The organism is Pseudoalteromonas sp. bablab_jr011, assembly GCF_016464045.1.
Lineage (GTDB): Bacteria > Pseudomonadota > Gammaproteobacteria > Enterobacterales > Alteromonadaceae > Pseudoalteromonas > Pseudoalteromonas lipolytica.
On record NZ_JACDWU010000215.1, the window covers coordinates 1 to 26,329 of the forward strand.

The 26,329-nt window shown below is 38.4% G+C and carries 27 protein-coding genes; 18 read left to right on the forward strand and 9 right to left on the reverse strand.

The features are described from left to right. Window positions 1-107: 107 nt before the first annotated feature. The gene (locus JIG41_RS12780; protein ID WP_063529958.1) at window positions 108-836 is read right to left on the reverse strand and encodes a hypothetical protein; all 729 of its coding nucleotides are present in this window, start codon (window positions 834-836) and stop codon (window positions 108-110) included. Window positions 837-995: 159 nt separating this feature from the next. On the opposite strand from JIG41_RS12780, the gene JIG41_RS12785 reads away from it, so the two are divergent. The 9 genes from JIG41_RS12785 to JIG41_RS12825 all read left to right on the forward strand — a co-directional run bounded on the left by JIG41_RS12785 (window position 996) and on the right by JIG41_RS12825 (window position 8,666). Further along, complete coding sequence (locus JIG41_RS12785) at window positions 996-1,769, forward strand: excalibur calcium-binding domain-containing protein (protein WP_063529957.1); 774 nt, start codon at window positions 996-998, stop codon at window positions 1,767-1,769. 186 nt (window positions 1,770-1,955) lie between these two features. Further along, window positions 1,956-2,333 carry a hypothetical protein gene (locus tag JIG41_RS12790; protein WP_055022345.1) on the forward strand — a complete coding sequence of 126 codons (378 nt, stop codon included), beginning with the start codon at window positions 1,956-1,958 and terminating at the stop codon, window positions 2,331-2,333. A 299-nt stretch (window positions 2,334-2,632) separates the two neighbouring features. Next, the gene (locus JIG41_RS12795) at window positions 2,633-4,063 is read left to right on the forward strand and encodes a hypothetical protein (protein WP_063529956.1); all 1,431 of its coding nucleotides are present in this window, start codon (window positions 2,633-2,635) and stop codon (window positions 4,061-4,063) included. 156 nt (window positions 4,064-4,219) lie between these two features. Then, on the forward strand, window positions 4,220-5,833 hold the full coding sequence (locus tag JIG41_RS12800) for a hypothetical protein (RefSeq protein ID WP_199524870.1): 1,614 nt from the start codon (window positions 4,220-4,222) through the stop codon (window positions 5,831-5,833). Window positions 5,834-5,999: 166 nt separating this feature from the next. Continuing rightward, entirely contained in the window at window positions 6,000-6,374 is a 375-nt protein-coding gene (locus JIG41_RS12805; RefSeq protein ID WP_063530267.1) for a hypothetical protein, read from the forward strand. A gap of 1 nt (window position 6,375) precedes the next feature. Beyond that, window positions 6,376-6,600, forward strand: a complete 225-nt coding sequence (locus tag JIG41_RS12810; RefSeq protein ID WP_063530268.1) for a hypothetical protein — start codon at window positions 6,376-6,378, stop codon at window positions 6,598-6,600. After that, on the forward strand, window positions 6,597-6,761 hold the full coding sequence (locus JIG41_RS12815) for a hypothetical protein (RefSeq protein WP_171040484.1): 165 nt from the start codon (window positions 6,597-6,599) through the stop codon (window positions 6,759-6,761). The genes JIG41_RS12810 and JIG41_RS12815 overlap by 4 nt, the downstream gene beginning before the upstream one ends. Before the next feature lie 288 nt (window positions 6,762-7,049). Next, window positions 7,050-8,045, forward strand: a complete 996-nt coding sequence (locus tag JIG41_RS12820; RefSeq protein ID WP_199524871.1) for a site-specific integrase — start codon at window positions 7,050-7,052, stop codon at window positions 8,043-8,045. A 168-nt stretch (window positions 8,046-8,213) separates the two neighbouring features. Next, complete coding sequence (locus tag JIG41_RS12825; RefSeq protein WP_063529890.1) at window positions 8,214-8,666, forward strand: hypothetical protein; 453 nt, start codon at window positions 8,214-8,216, stop codon at window positions 8,664-8,666. A 47-nt stretch (window positions 8,667-8,713) separates the two neighbouring features. Here JIG41_RS12825 and JIG41_RS12830 read toward each other — a convergent pair whose 3' ends face one another. Both JIG41_RS12830 and JIG41_RS12835 read right to left on the reverse strand, forming a co-directional pair. After that, window positions 8,714-9,301, reverse strand: a complete 588-nt coding sequence (locus JIG41_RS12830) for a hypothetical protein (RefSeq protein ID WP_063529889.1) — start codon at window positions 9,299-9,301, stop codon at window positions 8,714-8,716. A gap of 1 nt (window position 9,302) precedes the next feature. Beyond that, entirely contained in the window at window positions 9,303-9,641 is a 339-nt protein-coding gene (locus tag JIG41_RS12835) for a hypothetical protein (protein WP_063529888.1), read from the reverse strand. Between the two features lie 632 nt (window positions 9,642-10,273). On the opposite strand from JIG41_RS12835, the gene JIG41_RS12840 reads away from it, so the two are divergent. The 5 genes from JIG41_RS12840 (at window position 10,274) to JIG41_RS12860 (ending at window position 14,181) form a co-directional block, all read left to right on the forward strand. Beyond that, window positions 10,274-10,588, forward strand: coding sequence for a hypothetical protein (locus JIG41_RS12840; RefSeq protein ID WP_063529482.1), 315 nt, complete (start codon window positions 10,274-10,276; stop codon window positions 10,586-10,588). 24 nt (window positions 10,589-10,612) lie between these two features. Continuing rightward, on the forward strand, window positions 10,613-10,768 hold the full coding sequence (locus tag JIG41_RS12845) for a hypothetical protein (protein ID WP_199524872.1): 156 nt from the start codon (window positions 10,613-10,615) through the stop codon (window positions 10,766-10,768). 214 nt (window positions 10,769-10,982) lie between these two features. After that, window positions 10,983-12,092 (forward strand): hypothetical protein, encoded by a 1,110-nt coding sequence (locus JIG41_RS12850; protein ID WP_063529483.1) that lies wholly within the window; start codon window positions 10,983-10,985, stop codon window positions 12,090-12,092. A gap of 328 nt (window positions 12,093-12,420) precedes the next feature. Further along, the gene (locus JIG41_RS12855) at window positions 12,421-12,735 is read left to right on the forward strand and encodes a hypothetical protein (protein WP_063529484.1); all 315 of its coding nucleotides are present in this window, start codon (window positions 12,421-12,423) and stop codon (window positions 12,733-12,735) included. Window positions 12,736-12,738: 3 nt separating this feature from the next. Further along, the gene (locus JIG41_RS12860) at window positions 12,739-14,181 is read left to right on the forward strand and encodes a DUF4041 domain-containing protein (RefSeq protein ID WP_199524873.1); all 1,443 of its coding nucleotides are present in this window, start codon (window positions 12,739-12,741) and stop codon (window positions 14,179-14,181) included. Window positions 14,182-14,382: 201 nt separating this feature from the next. On the opposite strand, the gene JIG41_RS12865 is transcribed toward JIG41_RS12860, so the two are convergent. The 6 genes from JIG41_RS12865 to JIG41_RS12890 form a co-directional block, all read right to left on the reverse strand. Beyond that, a complete protein-coding gene (locus tag JIG41_RS12865) occupies window positions 14,383-15,915 on the reverse strand; it encodes a nucleotidyltransferase (protein WP_199524874.1) in 1,533 nt (510 codons plus the stop codon). Continuing rightward, window positions 15,912-16,850, reverse strand: coding sequence for a CBASS cGAMP-activated phospholipase (locus JIG41_RS12870; RefSeq protein WP_199524875.1), 939 nt, complete (start codon window positions 16,848-16,850; stop codon window positions 15,912-15,914). Before JIG41_RS12870 ends, JIG41_RS12865 begins: the two co-directional genes overlap by 4 nt. 80 nt (window positions 16,851-16,930) lie before the next feature. Beyond that, complete coding sequence (locus tag JIG41_RS12875) at window positions 16,931-18,496, reverse strand: SAVED domain-containing protein (RefSeq protein WP_199524876.1); 1,566 nt, start codon at window positions 18,494-18,496, stop codon at window positions 16,931-16,933. Further along, window positions 18,489-18,974: a Mov34/MPN/PAD-1 family protein gene (locus JIG41_RS12880; protein WP_248534505.1), complete on the reverse strand. Its 486-nt coding sequence runs from the start codon at window positions 18,972-18,974 to the stop codon at window positions 18,489-18,491. The genes JIG41_RS12875 and JIG41_RS12880 overlap by 8 nt, the downstream gene beginning before the upstream one ends. Next, on the reverse strand, window positions 18,958-20,601 hold the full coding sequence (locus JIG41_RS12885) for a ThiF family adenylyltransferase (protein WP_248534508.1): 1,644 nt from the start codon (window positions 20,599-20,601) through the stop codon (window positions 18,958-18,960). The genes JIG41_RS12880 and JIG41_RS12885 overlap by 17 nt, the downstream gene beginning before the upstream one ends. A gap of 85 nt (window positions 20,602-20,686) precedes the next feature. After that, window positions 20,687-21,718: a nucleotidyltransferase gene (locus JIG41_RS12890; protein ID WP_199524878.1), complete on the reverse strand. Its 1,032-nt coding sequence runs from the start codon at window positions 21,716-21,718 to the stop codon at window positions 20,687-20,689. 200 nt (window positions 21,719-21,918) lie between these two features. Here JIG41_RS12890 and JIG41_RS12895 point away from each other — a divergent pair, with 200 nt between their 5' ends. From JIG41_RS12895 to JIG41_RS12910, 4 genes are all read left to right on the forward strand, one after another. Then, on the forward strand, window positions 21,919-22,263 hold the full coding sequence (locus tag JIG41_RS12895) for a helix-turn-helix domain-containing protein (RefSeq protein ID WP_032470393.1): 345 nt from the start codon (window positions 21,919-21,921) through the stop codon (window positions 22,261-22,263). Between the two features lie 9 nt (window positions 22,264-22,272). Continuing rightward, a complete protein-coding gene (locus JIG41_RS12900; protein ID WP_138553967.1) occupies window positions 22,273-23,088 on the forward strand; it encodes an ImmA/IrrE family metallo-endopeptidase in 816 nt (271 codons plus the stop codon). 596 nt (window positions 23,089-23,684) lie between these two features. Then, on the forward strand, window positions 23,685-24,548 hold the full coding sequence (locus JIG41_RS12905) for a DNA replication terminus site-binding protein (protein WP_199524879.1): 864 nt from the start codon (window positions 23,685-23,687) through the stop codon (window positions 24,546-24,548). A 73-nt stretch (window positions 24,549-24,621) separates the two neighbouring features. Beyond that, a complete protein-coding gene (locus JIG41_RS12910; protein WP_138558441.1) occupies window positions 24,622-25,371 on the forward strand; it encodes an RES family NAD+ phosphorylase in 750 nt (249 codons plus the stop codon). Window positions 25,372-26,329 lie beyond the last annotated feature (958 nt).

Genomic DNA, 26,329 nt, shown 5'->3' on the forward strand with positions numbered 1-26,329 from the left:
AGAAACAATCCGTTAAAACGAAAGTCTTCGAATTATCGAAGTTGGATTTTGGATCTGAGAAAAAAGAAGCAGCCTAGCCGTTAAGCTAGACTGTAGAAGCCCAGTGATCAGAGCGAAGCGATGTCGCTGGGTAGTTCACTTTGAGGTTGCTCAGCTTTTCGTAGCTCTACCTCTTTTTTGATCTCAAGCTCTTTAAGCTCAACATCACGCTGGTGAGTGGCTTGAATTGCTTTTTGTTCATCGCTCTTTCTATTCTGCAGTCGCTTTTCAAGTTCATCGAATGCAACAGACATTTTCTCTTCTACTGTTTTAGCACGCAAAGACTGTATTGCTCGGTTATATTCTTCATAAGGCATTTTTACAAGAACATATGCATTTGCTACTCCATCAACATTATACAATTCACGCTTTACTCTCTGCGCACCGGCAACACTAACTTCTTCGACAATTGAATCAATAAGCATATTAATTTGAGTCTCAAGGTTTGAATCTAGAGTCTGGTTTTCATATGAACGCTCTTGGCCAGAGATAAGCTGTTTAAAGCTCTTTGCTACATCAAATTTAGCTCTGAGCTCGGCTGCTTTTAATGCAAAAGGAGGTTTGTTTGATGAACCGAATCCAACGCCAAATACACCTGTTGAGTCAGATTGTGGTACATCTAAGTACCAATCTGGAATACTATTAATGAGTTGGTCCATTTTCTCGGTTTTTTTATCAACTTGCTTTTGGTGAGCAACTTCTATCTGTTCAATTTTTTCATGAATACCGTTACTAGAACATGCTGAAACTGTTAGTACAGTGATCGCGATTAATAGGTGACGTTTTAAAGTTTTCATGCATTTCTCCAAATTTGAATTTCAAAAGTAACGATACAGGATGTTTAAAAACGCGCATTTTTGAAAAAATTTAAATTTGATAAATCAGCAGGACAGCATTTAAGATTCGTATAACCCCCAAATTTGAGAGGGTTAATGAAGAAACTAAAGGATTTTTGCATGAACAAATTCGCCATATTGTTTGGGTTGTCATTTATTTTGCCCAGTAAAGTAATCGCTGTAACTGGTGGAGGAGATCAAGGCGGCCCAGCATATGAAAGTTGGCAAGGGTTGATTATTAAAGATGAAAATCGTTGCTCTGCGTATGATAAAAAGGCGGATTATGAGTATGACCAGAATGTAGAAGATGCCATTGTTGCAAGTATGAATGGGCAAGTTTATGGACCATATACAGGTAGCTATTTTGAATCAGATTCCGAAACCGATATAGAACACATTGTTGCCACTTCTGAGGCTCATGACTCAGGCTTGTGCTCAGCTCCTGTCAGTATAAGAAAAGCCTTCGCCTCTGACTTACTGAATTTAACGCTTGCTTCACCTAAAGTTAATCGATGTAGTAAAACAGGTAAGTGCGGCTTTGATGCCGGTGAGTGGTTGCCAGAAAAAAATAAATGCTGGTTCGTAAATCGCATTGTTCAAGTTAAGCAAAAATATAAATTGAGTATAGATTTAAATGAATATCACGCATTAAGCTCTGTACTGATGAACTGTACTAGTACGGATATGGTATACCACAGCAAAGTTAAATCTTTGCAGCCTACTACTTATGATACGTCCTATCCAACTGGTGCCTTGTCAATTTATGATGATAACCAAAATGGTAAAATTAGCTGCAAAGAAGCAAGAAACCATAAAATAACGCCTGTCTATAGTGGTCACCCAGCCTATCCGTATATGAATGATCGCGATGGCGATGGAGTTGTTTGTAGATGATATTGTAGTCTAAGAAAGGCGGTATATTTTTTCAAAACACACTTGTACAGCCCTTCTTAACTAAAAGCGCGATAGAAAGAATAAATACGAGGGATAGATGATATTAGAATTTTAAAAACTCATAATGTTTAAAATTTTAAAAATTGATCGTAGAATTGAAAGATATGTGTCAGACACGTTAAACAAATGTCCCAAGATAAATACGTATCAATTACAGAAGCAGCAAGATATGCTCGAGAGAAAAAGTTATCTTCAATTAAAGAGTGGCTTGAGGCCAGTGAAGGTGATGAATTTCCAGAGTCTATGCCTAAGCGCCCACCTAATGTATATGGCTGTAAATGGTCAGAAGTTTTAGCTCCAAAAAATTCACCTGGTTGTGGTCGGTTCGTTGAGTTTCATGAAGCTTGTCGAATAGCTCGTACACTGGGTGTTGAGACGATGACACAATTTAGGGAGCTGAGTAAAGAGGGGGGTAGGCCTGCTAATATACCATCAAATCCAAACCTTCATTACAAAAGTGAATGGAAAGGTTGGGTTCATTTCTTAACTGGAAAAACTGAGTAAAGATTTCAGCTATTATTAATCTTCAATCTTTTTTGAAAACTGTATTAGCATTGTGACAGCCGAAAGCATTATATGCTTAGCATTACATCCCCTCAAAAATAATTACTACCGAAAAGACAGTGTAACTGCGAAAGGATAAATGCTCCTTAACCTTTAATGGCTATTCTGTCTCTTAAGTTACCCTTTCACTTAACAACGTTTATATATTGGTGGCACTTTTTATAAAAATCACTTTTTTTTAGGTAAATTTCATTTTCCAAGCTGCTTTAATTAATAAATTAACTTCAGTGGAGATCAAAATGATTTTGCATAGGTTTTTACTATTTCTATTTGTTTTTTCCCCCTTTGCAGCGTTATCAGGACAAGAGGTGACTGTTAATACAGTAAATACACTCTCATCTAATCAACTATTAAAAAGCAGATTTAATGAACCACTCTCTATTATTCGTATACCACCCCTTTATACGGCTGAAGGTAACGTAGCTTATGGAGAGCAAGAAGTAAGCTTTAAGCTCCATGATACTGCCCCAAATGCTGTGATTGTGAATGAGCAAAAAGTAGTTAAGGGGCAGACTATAGACTTTTTGAAAGAGGTTAATGCCGATGGGGGTTTGGATATACCAATATACCCAGCTGCCACCGGTTATACTGGTGAAGCGCATTACACTATAACAGTAAGTGTAAAAGGAGCTAGCTGCCCTGAAGATTATTTATTTTCCGATGGTATGTGCTCAAAAACGCTTATAATTGATGCTACAAACATCTGTCCTACTGGTTATGACTATTTGAAGACAGAAGATAAATGTGTCAAAGAGCTTAATGAACCGGCATTAGTTACTTGCTCAGAAGGTTCTGAGAATTTAGATGGCGTTTGCATTACATCAACTGTTACAAATCCAATCGTATCTTGCCCTGGTGTATGGTCTGAAAAGTACAAGGTGTGCTTTTCAAAGGTGCAGGATTACCCTGGGGAGGCTTATTGTGCTCATGATGAACGAGTGTATCTAATCGAAGATACAGAGAATAAAAAGCCTAACCATGAAAGCATATGTGTTTCTCATGGCCTGCTTGATACTAATGATGCCGAGTATGAACCTTGCACAGCAGGATATACCTTACATAAGTGGGGGGAAGGTGAGTGCACTGACTCAAGAGCTTACTCTGTTGATGTGGAAACCGCGAAACCTTCGGTTGATTGGTGTGATGGAGATGGGCTTGAGTATTATGATAATCAGAATTATCTATGCATTTTTAAGAACCCATATATGTATAAAGCTAATGTCCGTTATGAGTGTGTGGTGGGCGAATACATTGATGGAAATTGCGTTAACCCTTCAAACTACCAAGAACCCAGCTATATGTGTGAGCATGGTGGAGCATATCAGGAAATTAGCTGGGATCTTGATGGAAACCCCCAGTTAAATGTGTGTGTAAATAGAGAGCAGATAGATGGAGACTCAATATACTCATGCCCTGAAAATGCGGAGCTGAACGGAAATAAATGTATTGCCATTACTGAGTCTGAACCAGCCTATAGTTGCCCTGATGATTATGTTTTTTTAGATCAATCTTGCAAGTTGACTCAGACCGCTCATAGCCAAAAAGCTTGTCCAACTGGATGGCAGTTGCATGGTGATAGCTGCATGACTGTAGAGAATCTTTCGCGCCTTAACTTTTTATGTGGGTCCGAGAACCCGCAAATCTTATATTCAGTTATAAAAATTCACTAAAGTTTCCCTGAATTATCTGTCAAAAATAGTTTTTTTTCAGGCATTTCTAAAATCCATTTCAAGTAAATTAATAAGCTCAACTTAATAGATTTTCAAATTTGGACCAAATTCAAAAAGGAATTCTATTTAGAATAACAACTTACTTTGGGTTCTAAAATGCTATTTCGTAAACTATTACTACTGGCCTTGGTATATATATCTTTCAGCACTAAAGCTGAAACCACAGTAAATGTTGAACCTGTAAACACCCTGTCTTCTAAAAGCTTACTAAGTAGTAAAGCTGATGAGCCGTTTACAATAATAAAGGTACCAACATTGTACACCTTGGACGGAAATAAGGCTTTTGGTGAACAGCAGATCACATTTAAGTTACATAGTGACGCACCAAGCTCTGTTGTTGTAAATGGAATTACTGTAACAAAAGGGCAAACTGTTCAATTTGACAAGGCTATTAACTCAGCTGGCGGACTAGATATTCCAATTTACCCAGGGGTAGTTGGATCATCAGGAGCTGCAAATTATACCATCACTCTAAGTGTCAAAGGGGCAACATGTCCTGAAGGTTACATTTTATCTGGCGGAATGTGTTACAGAACAACGACTCAACCAGCAATTAAAGTATGTCCATCAGGTTATTTGTACAGTCTCAGTTCGGGAGATTGTTCTAAAACATATACAGTAGACGCCACTAAGAATTGCCCTGCAGGTACGACGTATTCAAATGGTGTATGTATGGGTTCATCGAGCTCGCCTGCTAGCTCATCTTGCCCCGCTGGATATACGCGCTCAGGAAGTAGTTGTTATAAAGACACTCAAATTGATGCAACTAAAAATTGCCCAGTTGGTACCACGTACTCAAATGGTTTATGTCTAGGTTCATCGAGCTCGCCTGCAAGTTCATCATGCCCTGCTGGATATACGCGTTCCGGTAATAGTTGTTATAAAGATGTTCAAATTGATGCATCTAAGAGTTGCCCTTCTGGATATTCGAATACTGGTTCTGGTTGTGTGAAAAATGAATATGGTACTCCAGCGTACTCGTGTCCATCAGGTTATACATTAAATGGAACTAAGTGTGAAAGAAAAGAATATGCCTTCAAAGTATACGTATGTCCGGCAGGTCAGACTGCTTCACCGGATGTAACGTCATACCCAATGAAATATTATTGTTACTCCAACGGTGTCAGCATGGGTGAAACAACAACTAAAAGTTGCCCTGCAGGATATGTAAGCGACACAAGTCGATATCCATTCGAATGTTCGGCTACTGCATCAGTGGCATCAGTTGCCTCTTGTCCAAGTGGATATACTTCTAGTGGCTCTAACTGTGTTAAATCAACAACAGTTTCATATAATTACTCTTGTCCATCACAATACAGTTTATCAGGGTCGAAGTGTAACAAGAGAGATAATGCGAATTTAGTTTACTCATGTCCGGCTGATGGTAAATTAAATGGTACTAGCTGTGTTAGCTCCACATCTACAGCTGTGACTTACTCTTGCCCGTCACAATATAGTTTGTCAGGGTCGAAATGTAATAAGAGAGAGAATGCGAGTTTAGTTTACTCATGTCCGGCTGGTGGCTCACTAAGTGGCACTAGCTGCGTTAGCTCCACATCTACCGCTGTAACTTACTCTTGCCCAACAGATTATATTTTATCAGGGGAGCAGTGTAGTAAAACTGAAGAAGTTCCAAGTACCAATACTTGCCCTACAGGTTGGAGCCTAGAAGGGGAGGAGTGCACCAAAACCGAATCAGTTGCACCATAACGCTTTTCGCCAAGTCCAATTTTAAAAATTGGACTTGGTTTTAAAACACTTCAACCTGAAACATTTTAAAAAATAGATTAAATTTAAAATTTACTCTTTTTTCCCGCCTTTTAATTAGAAACAAGCTGTAAATTATAAGTAGTTATTCGACCTTGGTATTTTACATATGTCATTGAAAGATATTAAAAATCAAATTCAAAAGGCTTTAAATGTATTTTTAATGCCTTATCCAGAGCTAATTAAAAATGGGGTTGGGACCACTAAACAAGAAATGAATGACATTGGTTTTGCTATTTTCTCGGAGCTGAAGTCTGCAATGGATATCATTTCTGAATTAGGAAAAACACCAATCGTAGAGCCCATGAATTTAAACCAATTCACAATTCCTGCAGATGTATTTTTAAAAAATGAAGATGTAAGAAACGCAATTCTAAAAAACAATCCTGATTTCACTTTAGAATCTTTAGCTGAAATGAACGGCCTATTTATAAACCCAAAAACAGGTGATGTGTTTAAGAAACATGCTCAGCTAAGGATTTAATATGGAACTAAATTTGTCAAAAGGTTTTGCTGAAGCAGAGAAAAATTTAAAGTCTGCTCAATCATTATTGCTTGCTAAGTATGATGTCTCTTGGATATCCAACCCGGAAAAAATAGATTTAGATCGAATAACGTTAATAGATAAAGAAACTTTAACCGAAATTAATGACGCACTTGAAATGATCGCTCAAGCCAAAGATGCTCATGAATTAGAGAGGGTATTATGAAAACTCAGTTCTTAACTTGGTTTTTAATTGGAGTAATTATATTTTTTTTGGACTTCATGAAATTTGATACAGAAAATATAAAATGGCTGTTAGCTGTAGTGGTTGGTGAATTTATAATTGCCTTTATTTTCTTATCAAGTAAAGTTGGTGGTTTTAAGTAATTACTAACAATTCAATTGCTTAAGTCCGATACTGGTTAGTATCGGACTAATCTCCCGATTCGAAAGTTAATATGCTCTTACTAATAACTCTCATTTAGGAACTAAAACATCCCCTTATACCTAGATAAATCTTTTTAATTAATAGAGTCTAATTTCCCAAGATTCTATTTTACAGTTGATTTAACATAACATGTTAATTGCATAAATGGGCATTTACACAAGTATAGTTAGGGTGTATAAATGTACAGTGCTTATGTTTTCGTATGAATTTAATTTATGAACAGCAGATTGGAAAAGATTGTCGATTTAAAACAGCCTCAATTACCGGCTACCAAGATTAAACAAAAATTAAATGAGATTTATGTAAACCCTAAATGTCCGATATTTAATTATGTTAACTCTTTGGCGGCGGATACATCCAAAGAGACCGTCACTCGATGTTTGCAAGCAATTGCAAAACATACTGGCTACGCTGATTTTTATGAAATTAATTGGGCAGAAATTACTTCAACTGATTTAAATAGCCTTATCCATAACCTAAAAGCCAAGGAACTATCTCCAAAAACGATTTCATTATATGTATCCGTTGTAAAGGGTGTATGTGAGCATGCCTATTTGTTAGGGCAGATTTCTAGATTGCAGCTAGATGGTATTCTAAAAGTGAAAGGAGAAACCGGCTCTAGAATTAAAAAACATCAGGTAATTTCTCGCTCTAGTTTCCAAGAGCTTTTGGAGAGAATAGCAAGTTCAAACCCAACTAATAGAAATAAAATGCTCAGAGATTTGGCGCTTTTTCATATTTTAATTGGTACCGGGTTAAGAAGAAGTGAGTTGGCCACAATAGAGATTTCATCATTAGTCTTAGAGCTTAGTAACGAAGATAGAGTTACAGTAAATACTCAGTATTTGAAGATTATTGGTAAAGGTAATAAGGAAAGATATGTTGCGATCCACCCTGTTACAAAAATTGCTTTGGAAGACTGGTTGAACGTTCGAGGTATAAAGCCAGGTCCGTTATTTGTCAAAGTGCCACGTAGTGGAAACATTGATGTTGAAAATAGTAACCCTTTAACTGGCAGCGCTATTTATGAACTTTGTAAAAAATATAACACTGTTGCTCCCCATTCTCTAAGACGATCATACGCGACTTGGCTCGATGAAAAAGGCGTTAAGATAAGCAGAATTAGTAAACTTCTTGGCCACTCCAAAGAAGTTACAACTGCAATGTATATTGTAGATGAAGATTCAAAGGCATTTGAGGATGTGTTGAATAATTTGTTTTAATCTCAAATATTTTGTTCTTGGTTGTCTGTGTTGGCTGCAATTTACTGATATATAGGATTTTATTACATAACAAGATGTGACAAGGAACAACATGATTTTATTTGTTCATTTTAAATTTATCTTTTTTTGTTAGAATATAAGCTAGTGATCTTATAAGAACAACCAAACATGGCTGATACATACTTTAAAAATCTAGATGATGACTCAAAGAAAAAATACGTCTCGCAAGTTTTAGAACGATGCAAACAGGTGTGGGGTGTTGATGAGCTACATGAAATTGAAGATGAGAATGGACGTCGAGCTCTAGGGCATAATGCGAGCACTATGAAAATGTGGTTGAGCCGCCCTTCTATGCCATGGGATTTTATTTTAACTACTGCGATTAAAAAAAATGTAAGCCTGGATTACCTTCTTCTGAACATAAATGAAAACACAAGTCTAGAAGATGTTAGACCTGAAGAACTTCTTGAAACTGTAAATAAAGTAGTTGCAAGCTCGTTAGAAGAAAGTGCTGATTACGGAATTATTGACCCTACTTTTGTTCCAACAATTACTAAGAAGATTAAAACGTCATTAGAAGGTGCTTTAACAATTAAAGCCAAACCCTCCAAATCAGCCTAGGCAAAATCAAATTAGCAAGAAAATGGCCAGAAAGACCTTGGCCATTTTTAATCCGACTGGCGTAAAAGCAATTTTTCCGTAAAAAGAAGTTTTACTTTAGTAATAAAAGTTGGTGCTAGAAATGCACTAAGTAATATCAAGTCGTTTATATTTACAGTAATAGAGTAAAAAAAGCCTAAAAAAGGGTTAAGGGAATTTTGCGTAATATAATTTAACATCAAAATTAGGTGCAAGACTGAATTTATCAAAAAGATACACATTGTGATTACTGAACCATCTGAGTATCCTTTATCCTTTCTTATAAAAGGAAATAGTAAGGCAATGATAAGCGCTGTAATGCTATCAAAAAGAGAGAACATCAAATACATATTGACTATACCATCTATAAAACCACCCCCTTCTCTTAAGTACTCTAGAGCCATTAAGTAATCAGTTGATAAATAGGATATTGTAACGAATGTTACTAAACACATGTGTGAGAATGATGTTTTTTTGAAGTAGGCTTTAATGATAGTTAGGCAGAAAACCATAAAAAGTAAGCCTGAAAAGCTCATCAAGTATTTAAAAAAGAAGTCACTAGCTCCTGCAGTAAATAACTTGTTATAAGAAACTACAAATGCATTTATATGTTCCATATTAAGCTCTGCGTTTGTAGCTGGCTAAATTAACAACATTTTTGAGCTCTATCTTGGATGCATAGGCTGGGGTAATACTACTCTTTTGAGGAAAGCCTTCTATTCCAGCAAGTTCAGCTTTAATTTCTTGAATTCTACGGAAGACAGCAGAACGCTCATCATTAACTGGCAGTCCTTTCATGTAGACCTCCAGTTGAATCGACTCTTGAACCAACTTTCTGACGCGCTGCGCTATTGCAAGAGAACGAATAAATTCACGCTTTAAGAATACAGCTAAAGAAATCACCCAAAATATGAAGCAGAATAATAAGCTCATTAAGGCTATAGGCGAAGCTCCCATACAAACATCCAACTCTAACTACTACATCGAATTTAATAATAATGTACTGAGAGTTTACCAGCAATAGTCCTTTATTATTGCTTTTATATGACCAACTGTTATCTTTTGCCTGCGTATTTGAGGAGAAAAATTTACATCTGTTTAGATGAGAAGGAGTCATAGTGTGGCGAAAATAGTACTAAAAACGCCATTAGCTTCATTAAAGTTATAATTTCTGGCAGTCTTTTTTCAGCAAGCTTACACTTTCAAATCTATTTGGCTTAAAAAAGTGAAATTTTAATTAAAAATAAACTTAATATGTTCCATTGAAATTTATCATTGAGTGATGATAATTGGAGGTTCAAATGTTACTCATTAAAAAAAAGCAAAGCCCAGTACGGGGGTTATTTTACATTTCACTTTGTATTTCATTATCTATTGTAAGTTGCAGCTTGAATTCATACTTTCGATACGGTATGACTTTGCCGCTTGAATTTTACACTCCCTTAATTATTACTTTGATATTGATTCTATTGAGCTCAAAGCAAGGAACTGTCTGTTTCGGCCCAGTTAAATTATTTAATTCTGGAAAATAGCGTGATTTAAAGAGTGTGTTAGCCTTAGATTTAAATGCTCGATGTGGAAGACTTTCAATGCAAAATAGTACAGCACTAATATCAATAATCTTAGCGTGCTTATCAAGCGAAGCTACAGCAATTATCCATGGGGATAATACTGCATGTTATCCATTATCATATGATAGAGCTGCAATCGAAAAGCAAATAAAAGTGGATTTGTTTACTACGTATACGGCCTTAAACACTATAAGTGGAGAGGAAAAACTATTGAATGACACTTACTCAGCTGAACTTGAGAATATAAAAGTGGTATCTACTGAGTTTCAATATTTTAAATTTTCTTACTCTGAGCGTGATGGCCAACTTTGTGGTTCAATAGTAAAAAAGTAATTAATCTAAAATAAGAGGGTAAATATGAAAGAATATTACGTTGTAGAAATTGGTTATAGTGGCGCTGGAGGAGATGTAGCTAAAAGATTTACATTGGATAAAGACAAAGCTCTTTGGTTTGCTGAGGTATTTTTTACGGGCCTGTTAAATTTATTCCCGCTTTTTAGAGTAAGAGCCTAATTTTGTCCGATAACATTATTAAACGTCTTTTTGGGGCAAAATAACATGCTTAATTCCTAGCTGTCTTAATTATTTATTTACAAAGGTAATTATTGGTGAAATTATCATGGTATGTAATATACGCCATTTTGGTGTGTTATAAACCACCAAAATGGAGTTCAATAAGCTGCTAGGCATATTGTGCCGACCTCAGCTAACCATATAGGAGTTAAGTTTGGCTGCAGCTAGTAATTCTGTCGTTCATTTAACGATGAGATATAAAAAGACTGAGCTTTCAATCGGTTCAGGAGTTATCTATAAGCACGGATCAAACTACTTTATTGTTACAGCTTGGCATAATCTGGCCGGTCGACATTCTGAAACATTAAAGCCATTATCAAATGAGTCAGCAATACCTGATAACGTAGTAGTTAATCTTGCCGTCAATGAGCCTACTTCTGGTATGGTGACTCGTCACTCAATTACAATCCAATTGGTTGATGAAGAAAAATCACTTTTTTATATCCACCCTGTAAATTATCCTCGAGTGGATGTAGCGATTATACCTTTTGACCCTAGTGGAACTTTTTTGTCTGAAATATACCTTTCAACAGGTAAACATAAAGACATTGGTTTTTCCCCCATCATGAAAGTACCTGGCGGTGGGACTACTGAAATATGCCCTATACAAAGCTATCTTGTTCCAAACTCTGAAGTGATTGATAAATGGTTTGATAGCGTTGATGTGACAGAGGAATTATTTATTCCAGGGTATCCACATAATGTGAAGGACTTTTATTCACAACCTGTCTGGAAGCGGGCCATAATAGCTTCATCTGTACAGTATGGTTGGAATAAGGAACCAAAATTTCTCATCGATAGTGCGTCAAAAAGCGGTATGTCAGGTTCTCCCGTGCTGTATTACAACCCTAACGGGCGGATTCAAATTCGCGGCTCTACATATCAACTCAACCAAGAAGCTGTGATTCTCGTAGGTATCTATGTGGGCCGTATAGGAGTTCAGGGAGATGTAGACCCTCAAATTGGGACGGTGTGGAAAAAGTCAGTAATAGATGAAATTATAGAAGCAGCGCACTTGGAAAAGCTCCCGTATGAAATAGAGTTATCGCACGATGAGATGGTTGAGAATATGCAAAGTATATTGGCAATGTGCTCTATTCAGGGCCTTCAAAATATCAAAAATCCAGAATTGCCATCTAGGTATTATGTTCGCAGATCGTTGATGGAAAAAATATGTGGAAGGGCTAGCCCAGAAGATGCTCTTGCTGCAGTGCTTGATGCAGCAGAAAAATATGATGGTGAGTTGGTTCCAGATGAAAATTAAACTAAGAAAATGCCTAACAAATCAAAGCTCGCGGATGCAGCAAAGCTGCGCTGGTGTTTGAGCCGTTACCGAATAAATACTCTAACGTGTTTTTGCCCCAAAATGAGTCAGCGACTGTATGAGCCATTACTCTCCATACCATCATTTGGAATATTTTTTCTAACCCAAATCAAGGGGGCTAATCTGCCTTGAGAAACATAGATATTTTAAACCTTAGTGCCCTCGTAGCTATGACTTTATGCAATCTATTTGATTTCAATGTAACCCTTACAATTTTGTTGTGCTAGCATCGGAAGCATAATTCTGATTTGCTTAAAGGAGAAATGCATTGGCCAGACGAGGAAATGGTTTAAGGACGGCTATAAAGGTTGTTAAAGCTATAGATAGAGCCAACAAACAAGCCACCCGCGAAGCTCAGCGTAGAGAGAAAGCTCGGCAACGTGCTGAAGCTCAAGCACTTAGAGAGCATGAAAGAGGTGTGCGTGAAGCTCAGCGAGAACTAGAGCGGCAAGTAAGACAGCAACAATCCGCAGCAAAGCAAGCATTTAAAAATGCGCTATCAAATACAAATGAAGAGTACCAAGACCGCTGCGAAGAACGAGCCGCCCTTAGAAAACAATTCATACAAGAGGTTTTAAAGTAAACAATGGATAGTAATTTACTAATATTAGCAGGCATATCTTTGTTAGCAGTTTTGCTGACCTATGTAGTGGCGAAACGCTCTGCGGATAAAAAAGTTGGACAGTACAAGTCAATTGATGAAGCATTAACGAAAGTCAAAGTAGAGCACGAGACATTAAAGAAAGCAAATGAATCACTACAGAAAACTACTGAGATAGCAAAGCAGGCGCTTTCCAAAATTAACGCTGAAACTGCCGACCTACAAGCTTTGAAAGGACAAGATGACTCTCTTAAAGTTAGTATTCTAGAGCAGCAACAGTCTCTTGACGCAGCCCAAAACGCTCTAAATGAACTTAGTGCCAATATTGAAAAGAGCGAACAGGATCTGAACGAGCTAATGGGTGGGATAGACTTGTATTCACGACTCGATGAATATACTGCGCATGGCCATTTTGAAATGCCACAATATCTCTACGAAACATCAACTCGCTATTCTGAAGAGATCAAAGACATACGGCAGCAACAAAAAGACATGATTAAAGCTAAGACCGCAGTCACCTTCCCAAAAACGACCGTTATTTCTAATGATAAGTCTTTGAATAAAAAAATCCTCAATGGTCAAGTTAAGCTAATGCTAACTGCGTTCAATATTGAATGTGACATGCTTATTGGCAAGGTTTCTCCAAGCTCATTTGGTCGTACGCTGGAGCGAATTGAGAAACTAGCAAACAATCTAGAAAAGTCAGCTGCGACACTGGAGTGTGGCTTTGATATTGACTACATCGAACTAAAATTTGAAGAATGTAAGCTTCAGTATCAATATACCCTGAAGAAGCAGGAAGAAATTGCCGAGCAGAAGCTCATCAAAGAGCAAATTCGTGAAGAGCAGAGAGCAATAAAGGAGTTTGAAAAAGCTATTGCTGAAGCTGAGAAAGAAGAAAAAATGTATCGAAGCCTTCTTGATAAAGCTCAGCAAGAGCTTGCTCAAGCTAATGAACAAGAACGTAGTGAAATGGAACAAAGAATAGCCATTCTAGAGCAGCAATTGGCCGAAGCTGAAGCCAAAGAAGAACGTGCCAAGAGTATGGCGGAACAAACTCGTAAGGGCCATGTGTACGTGATAAGTAACATTGGTTCCTTTGGAGAAGATGTTTACAAGATAGGTTTAACGCGCAGGCTAGAGCCTATGGACAGAGTTAAAGAGCTTGGTGATGCCAGTGTACCATTCCCATTTGACGTACATGCCATGATTTATACTGATGATGCACCTGCACTCGAAACAGCTTTGCACCGTGAATTCCATTCTCAACGTGTTAATGCAATTAATCTTCGTAAGGAGTTCTTCAATGTCGATCTAGAGGAAATTAAAGATGCCGTTGAGAAGATCGCTGGAGTAGATGCTGAGTTCAAAATGACCGCTCTGGCGGAAGACTATTACGAAAGCCTTCGTCTTAGTGATGCCGCATGATTTAATAGTTTTATCCGCCTTCGAGTCAGCCAGATCAGCGCTGGCTCACCTTTGCCCCAAAGCGTGCCAGAGAAACTTTTTGCCGTCCTTACAGAATTTCTGTCAGTTGACCAAATCTTTGTAATGTTACAACGCTTAGATTAGTTCGCAGCATAAGCGTAGTGTTTTTTGCACTTAATTCTTCTTGGAAACTCACGCTCTTCATACAGAAAATCTATCTCTAACGCTGACTACAAACTCACCAGTTCTCGCGACGCATACACGATCTTTAATGACGAATCCTTCAACCCAATGATCACCGGTGTAGGAAGTAGATTCTGTTCTATAAATTTCGTCTGAGGCCGTATTCGATTGAGGAGATATTTCGCCTCTAAGCTGCCCTACATTCGCCGCCTCTTGCCCTGTATTTACTACCTGCCAATAAACGTCGAATGGTGCAGGAACATCAGTCTTTAATTTGAACTTTAGTTCCTTTCCTTTGAGTAAATGCTGTCCAGATTTAAACTCTTTCCAATATATGTTGGATTTATAACTTGCTTTAATATCCGCTGAATATATGTTTGGAACGATAGGGTATCTCAGTTGTTCCTTATGTGGCACATTAAAGCTTAGTGCAGGTAAATTTGTTGGTTTGTATACATCAACAAGTGACTTAATAAACTTATCTTCTTCGATAAAGTTTTCAATATTGATGAAGTCGTCTCTAAGCCAACCCACCCATTGGAAAAAAGCATTTGCTCTTGCATTATTATCCTCATGCCATCGGTCAGCGAAGTTTTCATCTGGATTAGCTGGGTTGGGGATAAGCCACTTTCCATCAGGCGTGCGAGTTATCAATGTATAGGTATTTCTTGCGTAGTAATCATTAAAAACAAAGCTATTGCTTAATTGATGAGAATGCTGATTTAAAGATGATATTAGATTTCTCAACGTGTCATAGATAGTTGCTTCATTGTTATAACAATTGGCAGCTAATACAGTAATGATCATTGAGATTGGCTTAAAGTTTTCTATATCTGATTGCGAGAATCTTACGTCACGATGTCTTTTTAATAATTGAACTGCCCTTTGTAACGGCGTTTTAACGTGAATATTGGGAACATCGTTAATTGAATTGTACAATTGTCTTTGATTGTTGAAGATACGTTGCTTCTGACTATATTTTTCTAGTTCAAATGCAGCGCCATTTCTTTCGTAAAACCATTCAGCAAATCCTTTCGGGTTGCTCGTTGTCCAAGAGTAGCGGTTTTCTTGATCTTTATTTGTAGCTGCAATTGATTGGGGTCGCGCCAATAAACTGTTTTCTGCTACTGAAGGGAGAATATCCATATGGAATCCAACACCATCATCTTCAGCATAATTGAGAGTCCAGCAGCGCTTTCCTTCATCATCTAACAATCGGGCATAAGTGCCATTCTCTCTAATACGTTGCCCAACCTGATTTTTCACAGTGGAGGCTAGTACTGCTTGTTTTAAATGCCCCAAGTTGCAGACCAAATCAATGTCATAATCTGCATCTTTACTATTTTTGAATGGGCGAATTTCTGTTCCAAGCTTAAAAGAGCCTTGAAGGTATACCTCTGGGACACGAAATGTGCCGGGATAGTTACCTTGCTCTAGATGTGTTCTCATTGAATTAAAGCGATCAATTGCTTGTTTGTATTTAGTTGGAGAGATGTCCAACTTTTTCGCCGCTGTTAACAGGGCCTCTTCCCTAGAAACTATTTGAGTCACGATACACTCCCTCCCAAGACAAAGTTGCTAATCTCTTTACTTCCATATGTAAAATCCTTGTCGGCTAAACTAATCAAATTATCGATTTCAGAAACTTCATCAAGTGGGAGATCAGTATCTGACTCAAAATCAATTCTTAATATTTGCTCAGGCTTCAAATGAAGCTTTAGATAATTTAACGCGCTTTGGCTCTGAAGCGATAACATGAAATTTATGAATTCTTTATGCCGCCAGCCCGTTGCTAAACCCCAGCCTCCCTTATGCTTTAAACCATAGGCGACTTTGGAATGACCGGTGCCGATGGACACCACTTGTATATCATCATAATTTATCCCTAGTCGTTTTTGGGCATCGATAACGGCCACTAATGCGGGGTTGTTTGCCCACAGGCCTCCATCTGATAACAAGTACTCATCAACTTTATGAGGATCAAAAAATGTTGGGGCTGAGCAAGATGCTAGAACAGCATCTTTTACTTTTACCGACTTATCACGAATAAAATCTGGGTGGTAAGGCGATTTAAATACATGGACTCCGCCGTTACCTACATCTGTTGCTGGCAGAATTAGTGGCTTGGCTACTTGCCCAAGCGTAATATCGTTAAAAACACCGTTAAGAACATTAGATAAACTGCCACTATCATAAACGCTTTCTAGCAACGGCTGCGCAACATTTTTTAGCTTCTTAAAGGGGATTTTCGACTTTTTCTTTTTGAAAATATCCACGCCATATTCTTTGTACATGTTAACCATTTCGGCTGGGCGGATGTTACATGCAACACCAGCCGCTATTATGGAACCCGTACTAGTGCCGGCTATCATGTCGAATGACTCTAAGAGATTGATTCCAAGTTTTTCTTCAAAACATTTAAGTATGTGCGCAGGGTAAACACCACGTATTCCCCCGCCATCGATGCTCAATATCTTAAAAGTCATATGTATTCTTACTCCTCTATAAACCGCCAGTTGACCAATTTTTAGTAATGCTACAGAGTGGCTCTTCTAACGATGGCTACTCATTGAGGTATTGATAAATTAACTTTTCCTTTTACATGAGTTATCGACAGCTTAGATATCATTTCGTCTCCATCGAAGTCATATACGAGAAGCGCTGGCTGATAGAGATCGAAGGCTTGACCTACGAATACACAAGCAGCGTTAGATGCACAGATGAGCAAGTGAACACGCTCAACAGCAAATTGGTCATGAAGTTTTTGCAGTATTACATGAAGTTCACTTTTTAATTCTAACCCGTTTTCTGGATGCGGGATCGCAGCATTACCCATTTGCTTGGCTACGATTTCAATCTCAGGATAACCGAGCACTGTTGCAGTCTTTTTCATTGCTTCGGGATATTGGGTTAATGCTATAGTGATCGTGACTTCAGATGATTTTCCTATCTCGCTCTTCCAATTCACCTTGTAAGGTGTTTCTGATCGAGAATCCTGAGGCCAAACCCAGCAGTTTCCATCTCGGTATCTGAGCATTGGCGTGATTTCAGATTTATTTCCTAGGCATGCCCCTAATCCGACCAAAGCTGGCATTGGCCCAAATGCGAATAGCGCCGCTCGATATCCATAATTTTTTGTCTGATTGATTATGGTTTCTGCTTCTTCTGTGACAATTTCATCCATTTCTTTGGCAAACCGTTCAGGTTTGGCTCTGTATCGGCGTTCATTGTCACTAAGGTTATTCAATGCTCCTCTAATGCGAGTTCTTAACCTAGATAAACTTCCTGCAATGTCTCTTGACTCCGGGGGAGAAACAACATGCCCGCCTACCGGCCAAAGAACTGAAAATACAGGAATAGGTTGGAAACTCAGTCCTTCAAGTAATTTCTCAGTATTAATTAAAAACTCCGTTCGCATTTGAGTAAGTCTGGATGCAGGATAATCAGCACACGCAACTCGATCTATTAATCGGTGATGTTTGTCGCATAAAAGTAGAATATTAGCTGGCTCATTCGAAAGTTCTTCGGATAGATAAGGAATACCCCTTGGGCCATTCTCGGAAGACGCAACATTGTGAGCCAAGTATGAATAGTTACCAGATGCCCCAGTCAGACAATCAATATCCAACCTATCCCCGCAGCCTTCAAACATACAATAGCCATGACTATCACGCATAACTTGATTAATTGTCGGCTGTGTGAAATCTTTACCACGACCTTTATTAAATCGCTGTTCGATATTCCTGGAGATATAGTCAACAACGTCATTGACTGACAAGACTGTAGATTGACTAACACAGGAATCCCATATTTTTGATAGTGACTCCATTGTTCCATATTCGTCTTGAGAAAGATTTCGGCCCTGGAGGTGGCGAACCTCAAGATTATCCCCACAACCCATCAATGTTAGAGCATCCTTAAGCTCAACATCAGTTACGTTAAGTCGAAAACTGGCTCGTAACTCATGTGAATACAATATATATATCTGGTTTTTTACACGCTCATCGGTAAGTAATCCAACATGCTCCCACACAAAAGAGGTCTTAATGCTCGATAGAAACTCTGCGAGCTTGTCAATTGACTCTATGGGATAAAAACATGCTTGATGAAAAGGTAGCCTCTCGTCAGTCATCGATTTGTTCCTTAAAAATTCGTTTAAATGACCCGTTAATTTCCCGAAAGATACAGACGTCTTTCTGACCAACAATTACAAAGACTAATTCTCTGTCCGGGTTACGTTTTATGCATTTCCTCCAATCTACAATATCTATATACGATGGGGTGGGTGTTTCTTCAGGGTGAGTATGCCATGTACCCAAGTAGCCTAGTTTTCCATGCGAACTTTCGTAATAAGAATTAACCGTTTTCTGGTGGTGAGGGTCACGCATATAAAAGTTAAGTCTGGTGGCTGAATCTTCTTTCTGAGGAATAGTACAATGCTCTAGCCAAAATTCATTAGCGTCAGCGGACTGAGAGCCAATTAATGATCCAAAAGCTTCACTTCTATCACGAGACATCTGCCTGTAAGAATACCAAAGATCAATTAGCTCTTCAGAAAGGTAAATTTTTGTATCTTTTATGCCCGTAGTTTGCTTAATGAGTGCAGACATCGCAGTCCTCATCAACCAAAGGTAAGTATTCAAGCGAACTGCTGAAATTGTAGTAGCGATGAGTCAGCCTGATGCCCTCTGCCATTGCATCTTCATCTAAACCCTTCCAACTAACTTTGCAGGACTTAGTTTGTTTGCCTTCCAAATACCGAATGGCCAAATTTGCTGCCATGACACCAGTTTGAGCCGAACTTGCTGCGCCATATGAGATAAATTGTTCTCCACAGCCAGCGATGTTTTTCATGGTTATCTGGTTGGGTTCGATAAAATTCATGTTCGACACTAGCCCTCTTGCACCTGTTTCTTGGCAAACGTAAGAGCACAATAAGCATCCCTCCGTACTAGGGATATCTAATGTTGCATGGCCACCAACGCCAAAACCTTCTAACCAACTGTTAATGACGGCAACTTTTGAGTTGTTATCCAAAAGGTATTGTTTAAACAACCGTTCCTGGGTCGGATTTCCGATAGCAATGACGATCAGGTCAAAATCATTCATACGGTTACTGCGAGCAAACTCCATCAGTTTATCTAATTTCCATTGTGCACAAGACCATGGAAATTGTCGTTGAAGAGCGACACTTAGGGCTACGGTTTTGAATGCTCCCACCCAATGCTGTTCTAAAATATGGCGATACAGATTATTGATTTCGTATAGATCAGGATCTACTAACGTTAAATATCTGACTCCAGCAGCAGACAACTTATGCGCAATTTCACTGCCTACTGAACCAATGCCTATCACGGCTACCTTTTTGTCTGCTAACGGCAGAATGCCACCACCACGTTCCACAGTATTCTCTTGATTGAATAGCCGTATAGGTAAAGCTTCCAATTTCCAGTTTTTTAGCTTTTCATCTGATAGTGGTAGCGCCTTTTTGGCTTTACCGCTAAGTTTCAGTGCGAACCAAGTTCGTTCATCATTAACAGTTTTGGCGGTAAACACGACCCAATAAGCAGTTTCACGCCATTGACCGTATTTTTGTTGTAATTCACTTCTAACCTTTATCGGGAGCGAAGATATTGTATTTAAATACCATTCTTCGAGAGCATCTGAATTTTTAGGTGCAGGAGTTAGTGTTTCGATTGGAATCACAACTGCTTTTCCTGCTATGCGTCGATTATCCTTAGCTATAGACAACCGAATATCACTGATACCCGAAAGCGAATCATCAGCCGGATGAACCATATAGTGGCTTTCGATGCCAAATTGTTTGCCATCCACTGGGCTATATACCGATAACGTTTGTAGGGCTGGCCTTGCGATATTTGCCAATAAGGGTTTAAAGCTATCTGGATCACAGATTCGCAACCATTCACTGGAGAACTCACGAAGCAATTCACTATGGTTCCAATCTGGATTCGTTATGCACTTCTCTAACAACGAGATATGCCTCCGAAGCGATTCTTCTACAACCAATAGTGGTTGTTCGAAATTTACTGACAGTGACTCTGGAGCATTAACACACACAGTGCCAATCTGAATCCCTGAATCTTCATGAACAGAGACATGAGCCAACCTGCCAATGGAATCAGGGTTAATTAAGAAAAATTCGGGCAGGCTGTAGTAGGGAGGATCTGCTACTAGCATTAATTGTATCTCATGATTAAGGATCGTAGTTTCCACTACGATCCTCTCTCCTCCAGCTACTTCACTGATTGTGCAGTAGAACCCCTGGTTGATAAGGTGCTGTTTTATTTCGCTTAGCACACTATGCCCCCTGTGACGTTCCAACTACACCAGCGCTACTGTAAGCCACTTTTTTGGCATTACTATCTTGCTCCTTTTCTGGCACTTCAAAGTCATCACCGAATAGCCCCTGCAAGATTTCACATTGTTTGTGCAAAGAGTCTTCGTTTAAAGCTTGATCAAGTTTAGTCAGCATCGCATTCAGTTTGTTATATAGCTGTGTTCCCGTATCAATGCTACTGTTTTCAAAAACATTTCTATATGGTTGAACAGGTAACTGCACATTGACTTTGTACTTACCATAATCAACGCTTTGAAAATAATTGGCATTCAAAATAGCTGAAATAGTGTCGCGTAGCGATTGCAAGTCATTGACTTTACCGTCATAGCTGATAGATGGACGGAACTTGTCTTTCAACATTAGTGTAAGTCCAATTGAAAACACTTTTTTGCCAATATTTTGGCCGAACTTTTCATCCCTCCAGCGTTTTACATATCTGACCAAACGTTTAACCTGTCTGTTTTTCAGGTCTGCTGAGCCGATATACTGGCTGCTATCATTAATATGTTCTATCAGTTTTTTGGGCTCAGCAGGAGACCACTCACGGTTTTCTACATTTGAGTTCAACTTACCGACTGCCAGTTCATACTGCTGACCTCGCTTCCTGTATATGACAATATCGATATGCAGGTTTAAATTTATATAATCAGCAGTGACACAAGGCTTTTTGATTCTTGCATTTGTAAAACCGCGCTTTTCCAAGACTTTAAGTACAAGTTTTTTTACTTCAACCGGATCATTAGGAGCATTATCTGCATCAATAACAACAGCTCTATCGATATCAAAGTCAGCCACTGGGTGCTTTATGCCTGTGTGCGTGCTGAAAGATCCCTGAATAAACGTGTCTATTATTGGATAACCGGCATTTTTAAATTCATCCCTTAAATCATCGAGGATGCTAGAGTCCTTCGTCCTGGCCTCCCGATAACTATCATCCTCTCGTCCTAATTTAATTTTGTCGTGAAATTTTGAGAATTGGTTTTGCAAAGACATAGTTAGCTACCTCTTATAAATTAGTTCACTGCGTATTTCTCTAAGACAAACTCACAGGTGAACAAGGTCTGCACCTACACCTATGTCGTTCTTGATGGCAATTAACAGAAGTTAATAAATTAACCATCGTTTATAACGATACGCCTTCTAGCCAAACATATCAACTACTGTTAATATAAAAATTAACGGAGGGTTATTTTATGGCTGACAAACTTCAGCAAGCCGCACTTATCAGTAAAAACATAAAGCACATGCGAGAATTACTTGGTTGGACACAGGCGAGGCTCGCTAGTGAGGCAGGGATAACAGCGGCTGCTCTAAGCAAGATCGAAAAAGACGAAGGCCGAATGCCGACTATTGTTGTGCTAAGAAAAATCGCTTCGGCACTAGGTGTAAAACCCTATGAAATAACGGGAGAAGATGCGCCGGAAAATTCAGGAGACAAAACTACAGAGTTCTATCGAAAGTGGGGAGAACTTGATAAGCTGCCAGAACAGGATCAGCGTATATTGCGAGAAATGATGGAACGCTTCACCAAGAAGTAAGGATTTGGTATGGAAGAACAAAAAGGAGCAAAGGAGGCCGAATCTTTACTTGAAGATCTGGGCTTTGATCAGTTACCTATCAAAGTAAATCAATTTATTAATACCATTTCAGATGAGAGCTTTCCTATCAGAGTGGAATTCCATGCATTTGTATCCGACCAATTTTTGGGTAAGGCAATCGGCAATCAAGACGGGGCAGGAATTATTATTAATAGCAATATTCCAGATTCCCGGCGGCTAAATTTCACTGCGGCGCATGAAACAGGCCACGTTTGTATGCACATTATGCAGGGCCACTCTAAAGACTTTGAGTGTGGTAACTCTGAGCTTGGGGATTATTTTAAAGATCCGCTAGAACGCCAAGCTAATGGTTTTGCATCTGGACTACTAATGCCAAAGCGATTGGTTAAGCCTTTGACTGATGGCGATGTAAACTGGCATAACATCAAACAAATATCCGATTTATGCGACACCTCTTTGGAGGCTGTTTTTAGAAGACTATCATGGCTGGAGAAAGCACCTGTAGCGATGGTTATCCACCAAAACAAGCAATTTAAGCGTTTTGTTCCTACAAAGCATTTCAATTTTTATATAAACCAAACCAACTTATCCTCAGAGCAATTAGCTTCTTGTACAAATGTCAGCCAAGAGGCATTTCCTAGTGACTTTGACGTTGTAGACCCGATAGATTGGGTTACACCAGAGCGAGATGGTATGAAGTTACTGGAATTATATGCAAGCTCAATAGTACTCAAAGACGGGTTTATTTATACATTACTTAGTTACGATGATGACTGCCTAGAAGAAGTTGACACCTACTTGTAACGATTTGCAAACCTGATAGGCCGGTTACACAGTCACCGCAACAAACGTGGTTTTCTCTGAGTCGTAAACGACTGTAAGGTTAAAATTTCAATACGGGACATAGTGTTGATTGGGATCTCAAAGATACCCATTTAGGAGTTTGCTTTTCTATTGCTTTAAGAGGGCATTATCCCATAGAATTTTTCTGTGAAATTAACGAATTAGATTTAAGACTTTAACTCGGAATTGTCCAGAAGTGAGTTACAACGAGTATGATACTTTAATACTCAGTTGTAGCTTGATTCGGACTTGATAGTAGCAATTTGCATGAAACTTTATTCCTCTCCTACAATAGATACCTTATTTCTAAGATTTCCGGCTACCTTAATTAATAACGTTAAATCTATACCATCATACTAATATCTTTAATCAATACTCACCCACCCATAGTGCCATTGAATAGCCCCGATTGTATTGCGCCCTACTTCAAGAAGATAAAAATAAATAAAAGAAAAATTAAATTAAACAAAGGACAAAAACGCAGATGCTGAGGTGTGTGCTTTATATACAATAAGTGGTATGATGGTATAGAAAGTAACCGCTTAAGTGAATTTCCTATGTCTTTGTATAATGATGTTGAGTTTGCATTTAACCAATTAGTAAGTGCGACTGAAGCACTTAACCAATTCCTTCATGAATGTGATGTGGTTCATGCTGAATGCTATAAGTTACCAGCTTCAGCTGGTGACATGTCCGATACTAGTGGTTGGGAATTAGTAACCCCTGAAAAGCATACCGGCTTTACTGCATTAAGTATGGCCACAGGTTCTTTTGCCCGGTTTACGCCAGATTATAACCACTCACCTAAATACCCTTTTAGACTACCCGGCTTTATTCAATTGGCGCCAACTCATTATCAATCAGCTTCACAGCTGGTGGATGCATGTAATTTACAAAAAGTGATAATAAAAGAGCTCATCAACAGCAGCAAACTCAATCAAGGTCAAAAGCGAGAGCTAATACAGTCAATTTGCCCTAACGCTATTACCTTACAAATATACAGGCTGATCAAAGTTGCTGATGGCCCAGTTAAACGAGTTGGTTTTACTTGGTGTAACAAAAACAGTATGAGAACTATTAACAAAGAAGAGTTTCTTACTTATTTAGCCGGCAGTAAAGATAACCCTCCTTCAGGCAAAACTAGATCTGAATGGGCGCCATGGGTTGAAAAAGAAATTGAATTAGTGAAATCAAAACCTGGCGAATTTATCAAGGTGAAAAGACCTTTGCCAATTACACCTAAGCTGAACGTCTCATTCACTGATGACACTAACACGGTTATGTTTTATGGCCATGTACCTATCATTGTATTCGGTGATGAGCCTTGTAAAATCTCTCCATTAAAGAGCTGTATCAGATCAACAAGTGAAGCTGAACATTACAATTACTTAATCAAGAGACTTTATGTAATGAATGAATGAGACCTTTTATTTGTTATACACTTAATGTGTGAATTGAATAAATTGGGTACTTACTAATATCTAAAGGAATTTTATGAGTTTTAAATCCTGGGCTAGTTATAGTCAATTCAGTCAATCAGTAAGAAATAAATCAAGATACGTTCTAGACTGTGATTCACAGGACTTTTTAAAAGGCATTAAGGACACATGCACCAGTCGAGTTATGATTATCCCTCCAAGCTCAGAGCTTTGGCGAGCACAAATGGGACATAACACCGAACCTTATATGCAGGATAATATTGAAGTAGACAATATATTTGTACCTTATCCAGAATCCCGTATGAGACCTTTGAAAGATAGCGCCACAGAGGGTAGAGCCAACCCCAAGGGAATTCCTTGTTTATATGTTGCCTCAGACAGAGAAACTGCTATGTCTGAGATACGCCCTTGGCTAGGCTCAACTGTTTCAGTTGCTAAGTTTTCAAATAAAAATGAGCTTAGACTAATCGACTTTTCAAAACATTCTAATGTTACTTTACCGTTTTTCTTTGCAGAGCCTGACGATGCTAAGAAAATAGAAGCTGTTTGGAAGCATATTGATAAAGCCTTCTCTGAACCTGTAACTAATAGTGACCAAAAATCAGACTATGCTCCTACACAAATTATTGCTGAGTTAATAAAATCGTTAGGTTATGATGGAATCGCATTTAAAAGCTCTTTAAGCGAAGGGATTAATCTTGCTTTATTCGATTTGGATTGTGTCGACTTTATAAGCTCCAATCTATTTAAAGTTAATGGGATTAATTTTTCATTTGTAAACCATGATGATGAACGTTACATGTAACAAACAAAAACTTACGTTAAACTCAGGATTGCTCCAGAGCCTGCCATTACTGATCTGCTATCTTTATAAAGCAAGAACTATTGATGTTTAGATACCCTCTTTCAATTGAAAAGTTCAATTCCTTTTTTAAAAGGTTTGCCATCGAGTGCAAGTCACACCCCCAAAAAAAAGATATTAATTACAGAGCGTGTTTCACTGTTCATTCTGGGGACAATGAAATTATCGAGAGTCGAAATACCTCATTAAGTGTATTTTGCAATATTCATCAAATACACTTTAAATCCAAACCCCGGTACTTAGTAAACCGCTCTTTAAAGTCTCAACAAATCACATGCCCTCTTTGTGATAATGGACAAAGCTTCACACTGGAGCAATTACAAAAACTTATCTTTGACAGTAAGACATTCCAGTTTAAATTGTGCGATAAATATCTAGCGAAGGTAGAGAACCAAAGCAACTTAATATTGCTTAGCAAAGATAAAATTGACCTAATATGCACCAAAAGCCTTGGCTCAGGCGTGAAATGCGGGAAAAAAGTTTCACATAAACTGAGTAATATTAAGCATGCCCTTCTAAAGAGTAGTACACACATTACTTGCCAGGGCCGCTGCGATTCAAAGTTAAAAGGTAAGTCTTCTCGACTAAGTATCATTGAATTAAAAGAACGGTTAATGTTGGCCAAGGGTTCGGAATATAGCCTACATTCATACAAAGGGGTTGGAGGCTACGCAATATTTAAGCACAAATGCGGTTTATTAATTAACAAGAAAATTCACCCCTTTTTAAATAAGGATAAAGTAACCCCTAGAAGCAATAAGGGGTTCTAGGGATTTTCCCCTCTAAAAAGACATAATCCTCTGTAGACCACACCAATAAATGGCTGCGGAGGTGGGTTACTACTTATAAGTGTGGCAAATTAGGTAAATATCGTACATTTAATACGGAACAGCCCTGATAT